The sequence below is a fragment of the Ruegeria sp. HKCCA5491 genome, from assembly GCF_013034565.1.
Taxonomy (GTDB): domain Bacteria; phylum Pseudomonadota; class Alphaproteobacteria; order Rhodobacterales; family Rhodobacteraceae; genus Ruegeria.
The window spans coordinates 710,891-723,549 of sequence record NZ_WQGG01000001.1 but is presented as its reverse complement, the minus strand read 5'-3'; the positions used below and the strand labels follow the sequence as shown (position 1 = coordinate 723,549).

Below are 12,659 nucleotides of genomic sequence, written 5' to 3'. Positions count from 1 at the left end.
TGACTGGAACTTTGAATGGGCGCGATGACCGTTATGCGTCGTAGTCCTTGCTGACCTGCGCCATACCAGCTTCCATGATGTCGAACATTTCATCTATCTGCGACGGAGTTATGATCAGAGGGGGCGAGAACACGGCCATGTTTCCAAATGGTCGCAACAGGAGTCCCATCTCCTCGCACGCATCGTCCAGTTTCTGTCCAAACTTCACATGCGCTTCATAACTCTCGACGTTCAATTCAGGGCGACATTCTATGCACCCGAGGAGCCCGTCACCGCGCACATCCCCAACTATCGGAAACTTTTCCTTTATTTGATTTAGGCGGTCCTGGAAATGCGGTGTGACGCGTTGAACGTGTCCTAGGATGTCCTCGCGCTCCATGATTTCAATATTTTTAATGGCAGCCGCGCAGCTCACAGGGTGCCCGGAGTATGTGTAGCCGTTGTAGAAAACATCCTCTCCCGGTGCGTCTGAAATGCGTTTCACTACTGCGTCCGAGATTACGCAGGCACCTAGCGGCAGATAGCCCGAGGTTAAACCTTTTGCGCAGGTGATAATGTCAGGGACGATGCCAAAGACCTCTTCTGAGGCGAACCAATGGCCCAGCCTGCCAAAGCCGGTTACGACTTCATCCGAAATGTACAGAATGTCGTTTGCCCGGCAAATTTCGAGCGTGCGCTTGTGATAACCCGGAGGTGGAACGATCACGCCACCGGAACATAGGATCGGTTCCGCGATAAAGGCGGCAATACGGTTGGCGCCGACGTCAGCAATCAGGTTCTCAAGGTCCGCAACTTTGGCGTCGCACCAGGCATCAACACTCATGCCCTCTGGCCGGTGGTAGGGATTCACGTCGGGCAGAAAACGCACCAGATCCTGAGCTTTCTCAAAGCTCGTTTCGAAACGTTCTTTTCCAGTGACAGTCGCGGCGAGAAAGGTTGAGCCGTGGTAGCCTTTTTCCCGGCCGATCACGATCCTCTTCTCCGGTCGGCCAAGCCGTTTGTTCATGAAAAGTGCGGTCCGCAGTGCGGTGTCAACGGCCGTAGACCCACCGGTCGTGAAGTGCACCGTGTTCAGATCGCCTGGTGTACGTTCGGCGATCATTCGCGCCAAAACTGCCGCGGGTTCGGTCGTAAACGACCACGGCGACGCGTAGGGCATCTTCACAACCTGTTGGGAAATGGTATCAGCCATCTCTTGACGCCCATATCCGATCTGTGTGCACCACATTCCGCCAGGGCCATCGATATATCGCTTCCCTGCAGCATCCCAAAGGTAGATACCATCCGCTGTATTTACCCGCATGTACTCGTCAGACCCAAAGCCGTTGGTTCCGGCCCAAGGATGTAGGTGATGGTCGCGATCCCAAGCGACAAGGTCGCCGTCGGTTGGTGTATTACCCAGGGTGTTCACGTCTGCTTCTCCTTTAGGTGCGGGCCGGTGGCGTAGCTCGTGCGCGGGGCGGTGCGAAAAAGGCTTTGGTGACAGGAGTGAGGCGCGCCATCCTGGTGCGCCATTTGCCTTCTTGCAGAGTGTAAATCTCGGCCTTTAAGCCAGATGACCGGCCAGCATCCGGCATACGGACATGGGCCAACGCAATGCTGCGCTTGGCGGTCGGCGACCATATCCCGGATGTTATGTGCCCAACTTCTTTTTTGCGTCGATTGTAGATCAACGACCCTTCCGAGGGTTTGAATCCTTCGACATCGAAACGTAGGAGGAGGCTTCTTGGATTCTCTCGCTTGGACAGCAGCTCTCGCCGGCCATTGAAATGTCCTTTGTTGAAATCGACTAGCCGACCCAGACCAAGTTCGAAGGGTGTTTGGCCTCGGTGCAACCGTTCGGTCGCATGAACCGGTTGAAAATCCACACCTGCGGTCAGAAAACCGGCTTCGATGCGGGCCAAGTTTACAGCTTCGTATCCAATGGCGCGCAGTCCCTGATGTGTGCCGCCTTTCCAAATTCTGTCCCAAAGCGCTTCTGCCTTGTCCCAGTCGCACCAGAGCTCGTAACCTAAGTCACCAGTAAAACCCGTCCGCGAGATCATGAGACTGTGTTCAATTTGAGCGAGATCGAATGGCTTCAGCTTGCTGACATCTAAACCAGCGGCTTCCAAAACTGCATAAGAGGTCGGCCCTTGCAGCGAAAGTCCAGCAACACTGTGAGTTTCGTCGACGACTGAAACGTCAAAACCCCATGCAGCGTCGAGTAGCCATGTCAGCATTTGTTCCTGACAACAAAGGCGCCAATCGTTGTCGCCAAGATGGAAAAGAGTCCCGTCATCGATGATCATACCCTCTTCATCACACCAGACCGCGTACCCCACGCGACCAACGCTGATTTTTCGGACGTCCCGTGTCACGAGGCGATTGAGCATCGCGGTCGTGTCCGGCCCGGTCAATCGGTACTTGTGCATTGGTGAGATATCAAACAAAGAGGCCTGATTTCGCAGCGCGAAGTACTCGAACTCGACACTGTCCAGCACACCCGGGCCAGCATAACCGGCCCAATCGTACCAATTTTGTGCGCGATTTTGCTCTTCGAGTTTTTTGTGAAATGGCCCGGGTATCAAACCGAGTTTTGGATCGGTAAAGATGCTCATGGCAGAGCCTCCAGCGCCGCCAGGGCCGCATTGCGACCAGCGAGGCCCATGACGTCGCCACCGGGATGCGTTGCTGCACCGCATTGGAACAGCCCTTTCGGCCCCATGGAGTATCTGGACATCCCGTTCGTGGGCCGAAGTGTCAGGAGCTGGTCCAAAGACATTTCTGCATGGTGCCAGTGCCCGCCGGGCGCTCCGGTTGCGCTTTCGATTTTATCCGGTGTTATGACCTGCTTACCTGCAATTTGATCACCCAAGCCGGGCAGGGCGCGGCTAAGAGTTTCGACTGCAATTTCCGCAAGCTGTTCCTTTGCAGTCTCAGTCCAGCCGCCTTCAAGGTCAGATGGCGCATATTGCACTATGGTTGACAGCCAGCTTGCCCCGTCGGCTGTCTGCATTTTGAAAGCTTCAATCACAGGTGCTTTGGACATTTGACCATACTTAGCCGGATTGAACGCAGCTTCGACGTATTCCACAGAAGGAGCATAGATCAGACGTTCGTGTGCCAATTCGTCACTCAGGCTGGGCAGGGCGGAGCTATCCTTGAGCCGTAGATTGACCTTAGCCGTTGTTCCACGCGCCCGTATATTTCGCACTCGCCGCATCGTTTCGATGTCAAAGGCAGAGGGACCGGTCATTCGGCTTGTTAGTTTCGGGGCAAGGCTGCTGAGCACATTAGGCGCGGCAATGGTTCGTCCATCGGTGGTTTCCACTCCGGAGACTGCATCGTTGTCCAACAGAATGCGGGATACTTCAGTGTCCGGCATCAGCAGGCAACCTGCCTTTTGCGCAGCTTCCACCATCAAATCGGTTAACGCGCACATCCCGCCTGCTGGTTGAGTGATGGTCCCTCCGTGACCCAAACGATAGATCAGATTGAACACAGTGCCCGGAGATCTTGGACCAGTGGCTGTCCCCCAGATTGCATCAGCAGCAAGCATTCCAGCCACCGGTCCTTCCGACAGGTCATCTAGGATAATGTCGTGGACATTAGATAAGACGACCTGCAGGAAACGCCGCATTTCAGATTTGCCCAGCTTTTTCAGGTCTATGCCCAGTTTCGCCAGGCGCAAGAACTCGTTGAGCGCACCCCGGGAAAGGATGGCCTTTTGCCCCCCGGGAGGTGGAGCCTCGGCGAGTTGGCGCAAAAGGTCTCCATATGTAATCAGCTGGCGTGTCAGATCAGACCAGGCATCTGATTCCCGGTGTTTTGTCCCGTCGCTCCAATACACGCCGTCGTTCTTGAAGACGATGTGCCGCCCATCCTCAGACAGAGAGACCGTGGAGACGGGTTTGCTGGACAGGACAGGGTGTTGAATACCTATGCCGATGTCACCCAATGCCCGCGGGCTCAGGTTGTATAGCGAATGTGCAAGGGTCGGACCGCCGTCCACAGAATAAGACGCCATGCCGCCGAACCTGTCGGATTTCTCAATGATACAGACATTCTTGCCGCGTCGACCAAGGAGTGTTCCGGCAATCAGGCCGTTTACACCGCCGCCAACGACAATCGCATCAAATTGGCTCATGCGGCATACCCCTTCATTCGGCCATGCCGTGTTTCTTTTCTGAGAATAGCGCGGGCAGCGTTTGCACCTGGGGCCCCCATAACCCCTCCGCCGGGATGGGCGGACGACCCGCACAAATAAAGCCCCTTGATAGGTAAATTGTACTGCGACCAACCCGGGACGGGCCGATTGAAGAAAAGCTGATCAAAAGTCAGTTCGCCTTGGAAAATGTTGCCCTCTGTCAGACCGACCTCGCGCTCAATTTCCAATGGTGAGCGAACTTCCATATGAACAACGCGCTCGCGAATGTCGGGACACGCCACAGACATCTGGTCGAGTACAGTTTCTGCCATCGCGTTGCGCTGCTTTTCGTCCCAATTCTCGGCCGATTTAACGCCGTCGACTTCTAGGTCATAAGGCGCATATTGGACGAAAACCGTCATCATGTGGGCACCTGTCGGCGCCATAGTCGGATCAATCTGGCTAGGGATGAGCATGTCAATATAAGGCTTTTCCGACCAGCGCCCGACTTTCCAATCATCGTAGGCCTTTTCAAGTTCAAGGAGGCTCTGCGACACATGCAAATCACCCCTGAGGAAGCTGGTGTGCTCGGGTGCTGCAGGGAAATTTGGAAAGCGATCAAGTGCGATGTTGAGTTTCGCCGAAGATCCGCGAATTTTGAAGTTCCGCACCGCCTTGGTGAAGTCATCCGGCAACTCGGCCGCGTCAATATGGTGCAGAACAGTGCGTTTGATATCCATATTGGAGGCAACGACAGGGGCATAAAAAACCTTGCCGTCCTCGAGAGCTACACCTTCAACGCGTCCATCTTTGCTGAGGATTTTCTCAACCCCTGAACCTGTGTGAATCGTACCCCCGTGCTCTTTGAATGAGGCAGCAATCGCATTCGAAATCGCGCCCATCCCACCGCGCGCGAAACCCCAGGCACCGATGCCGCCATCAATGTCACCCATGTAGTGGTGCAGCAGAACGTAGGCTGTTCCGGGCGAATACACCCCGAGGCCGGTTCCGATAATACCTGAGCCTGCCAAATGGGCCTTAATCAGGTCGTTTTCGAAATGTTCATCCAAGAAGTCACCAATGGACATTGTCCAGAACTTCAGCGTTTCACCAAGCTCCCGACTGCCCAGACCATGTGCTTTTTTTACGAGGTATGCCAGTTCGCCGAGATCGCGCGGATGGAGAGAAGCGGGGTCCGGTGCGTCCCGAAGTAGAAAGGGACGGATAAAACGGCATTGCCGCATAATGGCTTGCGAATAGCGGCGATAGGCGTCGGCATCTTTTTCAGAATGACGTGCCATCTCACGCTTCAGTGCGTTGTGATCGGAATAGTAGGCGAAGTAATCCCCATCGCGTGTGAAGCTCGCGCCGCCTTCATACGGAATAACCTGAAGTCCGTATTTCGGAAGCTCGAGGTCCCTGGCAATCTCGCGCCGCAGAAGAGAGCAAACGTACGAGCAGTTGGAGTATGTCCAACCCTCGTGTAGCGACCGGCTGACTGCCGCGCCACCAATCCAGTCGTTCTTTTCGACCACCAAAACACGCATGCCAGCGCGCGCCAAATAGGCTGCGGCGGTTAATCCGTTGTGACCAGCGCCAGCCACAATCACATCGTATCTGTTATCAACTGTCAAATTGCTCCATCCCTTTCTCTTCCGTTTACAGATCGGGTGCGCGTTCGTAAAGTTTATTTGAGCGCTCAAATAAACTTCAAGCTATTGACGCATCTTTTTTGCGCGCTGTAGATGGCTGCATTCGTAGGAGGAGCGGCAATTGGTCGAAGTTGAGCGGAAACGTCCTCGCAAAGAGCGGAAGGAGAACGCAGATCGTCGTCGCCGGCAGCTGCTGGACGCGGCTTGCCGCTCTATATTGACGCACGGGTTGGCAAAAACGACGCTTGCAACGGTGGCGTCTGAGGCTGAGCTTTCTCAGGGTGTCGCGGCGTTTTACTTCAAGTCAAAACTAGGTCTTCTGACAGAAACATTGCGTGACCTTTACCAGCGTTACGAAAAGCACTGGACAGCTTCTTTAGAGCGAGCAGGGGACAAGCCCGCCGAAAAGATAAGGGCTTTGATAAAAGCTGACTTCCACCCGGATGCCTGTGGTCCCGATGTCTTGCCCCTTTGGTATGCATTTTGGGGCGAGCTTCGATTTCAGCTGCAGTATGACGAAGTTGCCGAGCATTTTGAGACACGTCGAAGAGAGACTTTGAGATTGATCTGGAATGAACTGCTCTCAGCAGACGACGCTATATCAGCAGATCAAATGGCTGAATGGATGGAGACATTAACTGATGGCTATTGGCAACGATTGCATCTAGCTCCGGAAGGCCTGAGCCGAAAGCAGGCGGAGCAAGCTGCCTGGGGATGCCTTGTTCGTTTGGTTCCAGAATTACTTGGAGATACGGCTTAGTCAATTTCGACTGAAAGGCCCCACAATATGACGCGAGTTCGGATATCGCAGCGGCCTCGGCCATCCTGGGGCGCCATCTTAAAAGAGGCGCGTTACCTTGCGCGGCTTGCCTTTCCGATAGTCATTTCTCTTGCTGCTGCTGCTTTGATTGGCGTCGTTGACACAGTGATGGTGGCCCCGTTGGGCACACTTCCTCTGGCGGCGGTCTCAATTACGGCCTCGGTGCTGATCATTTTCTATTCAGCGCTCTACGGCTTTGTGTCCGCAATTGGTGTGCGTATGGCCGAAGCTTTTGGGAAAACAAGTGACCAAGGGTTGGCAGCAGCAACAAACGCCGGGGTTTTTGTTTCCCTAGTCGTGGGGTCAGTTGGCGCTGTTGCAATGATCTGCCTTAAGCCTGCTCTTTCTTGGATTGGGCAGCCGCCTGAAGTGGTCAGTCTAATTGGCGGGTATTGGATTGCGATGAGCCTTCTTTTGGTGCCCTTCACGGTTTTCTACACGCTTAAGGCTCTCTTTGACGCCATGAACCGTCCGTGGATTGGGGTTGGTCTTGCGTTTCTTGCGGTCGGTTTCAACATCCCTTCAAACTATGTTTTGATCCACGGAGTTGGTGGCTGGCCAGGTCTGGGTCTTGTTGGCGCCGGGATTGCAAGTCTGTTGTCTCAGATAGTGCCGTTGATCATGGCGCTCGTGATCATACGAGTATGGAAAAGAAAGAGAGGCCTTCTGAGGGCCGCGAGTTTCGACAGATCCGAGGTCAAAGCGCAGCTCAAAGAAGGATTCATTATCTCCGTTGGTTATCTGGGGGAGGGGGCCGCTTACGCAGTTGCCGGCCTTATGCTTGGTTGGTTCAGCGCCGCTGCGCTCGCCGCGCATCAAATCGTTTCTGCGGTCAGCGACGTAGTTTACATGGTGCCCTTGGGCGTTTCGATTGCAATTTCGATACGTGTAGCTCAGGCCATTGGCGCCAATGAAAAAGAAAGGCTGAAGCCGATAGTATTGGCATCGCTGTTGGTCATCGTTAGTTGGATGGCCGTTGTCGTTACTGGTATTTTGATTGGCCGCGCTCCTTTGGCCAATAGCCTCTCAGATGATCCAAAAGTTGTTTCTCTCGCGATATCGATGTTCCTTGTGATTGCTGCAATGCAGATCGCAGATGGCGTGCAGGGGACAATGCTGGGCGCTTTTCGGGGCATGATGGACAATCACGTTCCTGTTGCGATTACCCTGATTGCATATTGGCTCTTTGCATTGCCGCTTGGATATGCGCTGGGCTTTTGGCTTGGGTTCGGTCCCAACGGAGTTTGGATCGGATACGGCTCAGGTCTCTCTTTGGCGGCTATCGCGTTGACCTATCGCTTCTTCTCCCAAAACCGCTAAGCGGCGCTGTTTGCTGGCCTTCTAAAGGCCCAACTTGTCTAAGAGTTTCAGGCGCAGGATTTCCGCTTCGACCAGAGTCTCTTTCGCAAAGGAGAAAGGCAGTGGTCTGAGGGGGGAGACCGGAAATTCCAACTCGTCTGATTTGGTTCCACTCGCCCATTTAGCGAGGACGCGCCCCATTGTAGTAGCTATAGCAACGCCGCGCCCATTATATCCCAAACCTGTCATAATCCCCGGTGTGAGCTCATGCAGATGTGGATAGTGATCTCTCGTCAATGCAACAAAGCCGCCCCACTCGTATTCCCACTGAACTCCAGATAACTGGGGGAAAAGTTCAACAGAAATGCGTTTCAACCGCTCAATTTGTTCGAGAGTGGAATTGTCGTTGTATGTGCCGCGTCCTCCCATCAGAAAGCGACCTTCCGCGTCTTGCCTGAAGTACAGAAGCAGGCGTCGTGCGTCCGACAAAGCGTTGCCTTCTGGCAGAATTGACTGGCGGACATTGTCGGACAGGGGCGCCGTAGCGACTTGGACCGAGCGAACGGGCAAAACGGATTTAGCCAAGCGCGGATGCAGATCTCCAGAATAGGCGTTCGTACAGATCAGCACTTTTTCTGAGATAACCGCTCCTTTGGGAGTTTCAATCCGAAAGCGACCGGCCTCTGACAAAATCTGCTTGGCAGGCGTTCCACCGAAAATTTGCACGCCATTGCGGCGACCTGCTTCGGCCAGCCCAAGTGCATAGTTTAACGGGTGCAAAACACCGCCGCGGCGATCCAGAACGCCGCCAAGGTAAGCTTCGGTCCCGGTCAGTCGCTGCATTTCGCTTTGATCAAGCGATACCATACCCCCGCCGTGGTTGTCCCAATCCTCGGCTAGTTTGTGTAGTTCACTGAGTGTTTTTTTACTATGCGCCGCGCGCAGCCAGCCAGGACGATTTGCGTCGCACTCAATCCCGTGCCGAGTTATTAAGTCAAACACAAGATCGGCGGCGTCACCGGCCATTCGGATCATTCTGGTTCCCCAGATGTCACCAAATTTGGTTTTGATGCCCGTCGGCCCGTCCTTTAGGCCTACATTGATTTGACCGCCATTACGTCCAGAAGCTCCCCAGCCCGGATGATGCGCATCGATGACAACAGCTTTGACGCCTTTCTCGGCCAGGTGAAGTGCTGCCGAAAGCCCGGTAAACCCGGCGCCAATCACGGTCACGTCAGAGTGCTGTTCGCCAACCAATTGTGGACATTCTGACGAATAGCCTGCTGTTGCTGACCACAGGCTATTTGCAATGACTGGGTTTTCGTTTCGGATCATCTAGTGGCCTCGCGCTTGCCTTGTGGGGGGAACTACGTAGGTTTGGCTCGTGATACTTGCCGGATAGTATGTGACGAATGCCCAGACTTTTGAACCAATTCGAATTGAAACCAACCGTCGAGCTCGATGCATTCGAGCAGGCGTGGAACGCGTTTGTCGAACACTTGATCAAGACGGACCTTGCCGCCGAGGGTGCGCCTTTGTGCAGGCGCATCCCCGCAAGTGGTTACGATACCGACGAGCTGCGCAACCATACGCTTATGGCTGTTGTAGAGTTCAGGGATCAATCGCAGGCAGACGCGGCTTGGGCCGCCATTGAAGGCCGCGTTGAGCCTTTGGGGGCTTTGCATCGTAGAGTTATTTCTTTGGTGCACGATCCGGTTTTCACTTTTTGGTCGGAACTCTAGATCTGCGATTGCGTACGTCCGGATGTTTTCACATCATTTTCTCTTTTCCATTGAATGATCGTTCAATCAATGGCATCTATCGCTTAGATGTCAATCGTCCACACGCTGAGTGAGAACGGCTGTTGGGGGCAGGCAAGACAAAAGAAGTGCTTAGTAGATGGGATGCATTTTGGTGAGACAATCGCCAATCGAAAAAACAAACCCTGAGGGACGGCGTCGTACCGAGTCCAAGGAGGTAAGGAGACAACAACTCATCGATGCGACAATCGACTCGATTGCCGAAAACGGGATTGGTGGAACGACCATGTCCACAGTGACCGAGATTGCAGGTTTGTCATTGGGCATCGTCAACTTCCACTTCAAAAGTAAGCAGAACTTGCTGGAAGAAACGTTGCTGTTTCTAGCAAAGGAACACCACGAACAGTGGTTGGAAGCCTTTGACAATGCAGGATTGTCAGCGCCTGAAAAATTGTTGGCGATCGTCGATGCGCACTTTTACCCTCAGATTTGCACGCCAAAAAAGCTAGCTGTTTGGTTTGCGTTTTTTGGAGAAGCAGGACGGCGCGAAGTCTATCGCAGTCTGATCAATGACATCGATCAGGAGCGGTACGACGTAGCACTGAGACTGTGTTCAGAGATTGCTGAAGACGGTGGATACAAGGACATACCGCCAAGGCAAGTCGTCAATATTCTGGAATCTCTGTACGACGGAATCTGGTTGGAGCTTTTGACCTATCCCGAGAACTTTCAACGTTCGGTTGCCCGGGATCACATTGCCGCCTTTCTTGCCAAGGTCTACCCAGATCACTTTCGAATGCCCGCGTTCAAAAACGGTGGTTGAAACAGAGCGGCTTTCAAACCGGACACTCCAGACAAGATCAGCCAGCGCATGGCGCAGCCAACCAAGGATCAAAAAATGGATAGGGACCCTCGCTACGATATCCTTTTCGAACCGGTTCAAATCGGGCCAGTTACTGCGCCAAATCGGTTCTATCAGGTGCCGCACTGTACAGGTATGGGTTGGCAATATCCGCGTACTCTTGCTGCAATGCGAAAAGTGAAGGCGCAAGGGGGGTGGGGCGTCATATGCACAGAGTATAACTCGATCCACCCGTCGTCTGATGACCTACCGCATCCTTATGCTTCGCTTTGGGATGAAAGTGATGTTCGGGCGCACACCCTTATGACCGATGCCGTACACGAATACGGTAGCCTGGCAGGTGCTGAGCTTTGGTACGGAGGCGCCAACTCGAACAACTTGTTTTCCCGGTTGCCGAGCATGGACGTCGACAGCCGTCCCAATACGAAAGGGCACCCTTTTCAGACCCGTGCAATGGACAAGCAGGACATCCGGGATCTACGCCGCTGGCATCGAAAGGCCGCATTGAGGGCACGGGACGCTGGATTTGACGTTGTCTATGTCTATGCAACGCACGGATACCTGATCTCGAATTTTTTGCATCCGCGCGTGAATACGCGCGGTGACGAATATGGTGGCAACTTAGAAAATAGGGTGCGTCTCACCCGAGAATTGATTCAGGAAACCAAGGACGCCGTTGGCGACCGGTGCGCCGTGGCCGTTCGGTTCTCGGCTGACGAAGAGATCGGCGAGGATGGCCAGCCAATCTATGGTGAGCGACGAGAGATGTTTGAGATGCTCTCCGATCTTCCGGATTTGTGGGATATCAACATCGCAGATTACTCGGTTGAGATGGGTGTCTCCCGTTTTACTAAAGAAGCTGCTCTTGAACCCTATATGCATTGGGTCAAGTCCGTGACGGATAAGCCCGTCGTGACCGTTGGTCGCTTCACGTCACCTGATACCATGGTCTCGCAAGTCAGGCGGGGGATTACGGATTTCATTGGGGCTGCACGCCCCTCAATCGCTGATCCTTACCTTCCAAAGAAGATCGAAGAAGGACGCTTGTCCGCGATCCGCGAGTGTATCGGATGCAATGTTTGTTACGCCAGTGACTCGATAGGGGTACCTATTCGATGCACTCAGAACCCAACAATGGGAGAGGAGTGGCGCAAAGGCTGGCACCCTGAAATCATTCGTAAGAAATCCTCAGATGCGCGCGTCTTGATTGTCGGGGCAGGCGCTGCCGGACTGGAAGCGGCACGGGCACTTGGCGTGCGTGGGTATGATGTCCAATTGGCGGAAGCTACTCGTGAGTTGGGTGGCAGGGTCTCGCGCGAAGCGGCTCTGCCTGGAATGAGCGAGTACATTCGCGTCAAAGATTATCGCGAGCAGCAATTGATGGAGATGCCCAACGTTGAAATCTACCGTGAAAGCCCGCTGACAGTTGACGATATCTTGGCCGTCGATGCTGACCACGTTGCGATCGCAACCGGCGCGACTTGGCGAAAAGAGCATTTTGACGAAGAACGTTTCGCCCCGGTCGCAAAAGGGTCAGCCTTAGGTCGGGTCTTTACTCCCGATGACATCATGGATGGGAATCTTCCCATTGGACCAACGCTCGTTTTTGATGGTGATGGCTACTACATGGCCAGTGTTGTTGCTGAAAAAATCAGAACGCAGGGACATGCCGTCACGCTGGTCACACCGTTTGACAGTGTTTCTGACTGGGCAAGAAATACGTCCGAACGTTGGCGCATCAGAAGGCATTTGCTTCGCTTAGGGGTCGAGGTCCTGCCGTCAAAGTCGCTTAAGCAATTTGATGGCGAAATCGCAGAGTTGGAGTGCGCCTATGGCGGTCCAAATGTGAATGTTCCGGTTGCCAACATAGTGATGGTTACTGCTCGGAAGCCAAATGATGGTCTCTACAGGGGATTACTGGGGCGGGCGAGTTCCGAGGATTTGCCGTTCAGCCTTCGTCGCATAGGAGATTGCGACGCTCCGGCGATAATTGCGGCGGCGGTTTATTCAGGCCATCGATACGCGCAGGAATTGGACGAAGCAGTGGATGAGGACATTCCACTTAGACATGATCGTCTGGATGTCCGGCAGCAGCCGATTTGACTGCGCTGGACGATCTCGGTTGTACGCACTCAAG

The 12,659-nt window shown here is 53.9% G+C and carries 10 protein-coding genes; 5 read left to right on the top strand and 5 right to left on the bottom strand.

Going from position 1 to position 12,659, the window contains the following annotated elements:
• Positions 1 to 31 precede the first annotated feature (31 nt).
• From GOV88_RS03395 to GOV88_RS03380, 4 genes are read right to left on the bottom strand one after another with little or no spacing between them, the layout of a single operon-like run.
• Complete coding sequence (locus GOV88_RS03395; protein WP_170352669.1) at positions 32 to 1,411, bottom strand: aminotransferase; 1,380 nt, start codon at positions 1,409 to 1,411, stop codon at positions 32 to 34.
• 13 nt (positions 1,412 to 1,424) lie between these two features.
• Entirely contained in the window at positions 1,425 to 2,600 is a 1,176-nt protein-coding gene (locus GOV88_RS03390) for an aminomethyltransferase family protein (RefSeq protein WP_170352670.1), read from the bottom strand.
• Entirely contained in the window at positions 2,597 to 4,129 is a 1,533-nt protein-coding gene (locus tag GOV88_RS03385; RefSeq protein WP_170352671.1) for an NAD(P)/FAD-dependent oxidoreductase, read from the bottom strand. The genes GOV88_RS03390 and GOV88_RS03385 overlap by 4 nt, the downstream gene beginning before the upstream one ends.
• A complete protein-coding gene (locus GOV88_RS03380; protein ID WP_254449144.1) occupies positions 4,126 to 5,832 on the bottom strand; it encodes an NAD(P)/FAD-dependent oxidoreductase in 1,707 nt (568 codons plus the stop codon). Before GOV88_RS03380 ends, GOV88_RS03385 begins: the two co-directional genes overlap by 4 nt.
• Before the next feature lie 70 nt (positions 5,833 to 5,902).
• Here GOV88_RS03380 and GOV88_RS03375 point away from each other — a divergent pair, with 70 nt between their 5' ends.
• Positions 5,903 to 6,541 carry a TetR family transcriptional regulator C-terminal domain-containing protein gene (locus GOV88_RS03375; protein WP_170352673.1) on the top strand — a complete coding sequence of 213 codons (639 nt, stop codon included), beginning with the start codon at positions 5,903 to 5,905 and terminating at the stop codon, positions 6,539 to 6,541.
• 27 nt (positions 6,542 to 6,568) lie between these two features.
• Positions 6,569 to 7,921, top strand: a complete 1,353-nt coding sequence (locus tag GOV88_RS03370; RefSeq protein ID WP_170352674.1) for an MATE family efflux transporter — start codon at positions 6,569 to 6,571, stop codon at positions 7,919 to 7,921.
• 21 nt (positions 7,922 to 7,942) lie between these two features.
• Here the strand turns inward: GOV88_RS03370 and GOV88_RS03365 are convergent, their stop codons facing one another.
• A complete protein-coding gene (locus tag GOV88_RS03365) occupies positions 7,943 to 9,235 on the bottom strand; it encodes an FAD-binding oxidoreductase (protein WP_171239537.1) in 1,293 nt (430 codons plus the stop codon).
• Between the two features lie 77 nt (positions 9,236 to 9,312).
• Between GOV88_RS03365 and GOV88_RS03360 the strand changes: the two genes are divergently transcribed.
• From GOV88_RS03360 to GOV88_RS03350, 3 genes are all read left to right on the top strand, one after another.
• Entirely contained in the window at positions 9,313 to 9,642 is a 330-nt protein-coding gene (locus GOV88_RS03360) for a DUF6614 family protein (RefSeq protein ID WP_170352676.1), read from the top strand.
• 157 nt (positions 9,643 to 9,799) lie between these two features.
• Entirely contained in the window at positions 9,800 to 10,483 is a 684-nt protein-coding gene (locus GOV88_RS03355) for a TetR/AcrR family transcriptional regulator (RefSeq protein ID WP_170352677.1), read from the top strand.
• A gap of 75 nt (positions 10,484 to 10,558) precedes the next feature.
• A complete protein-coding gene (locus GOV88_RS03350; RefSeq protein WP_170352678.1) occupies positions 10,559 to 12,625 on the top strand; it encodes an FAD-dependent oxidoreductase in 2,067 nt (688 codons plus the stop codon).
• Positions 12,626 to 12,659 lie beyond the last annotated feature (34 nt).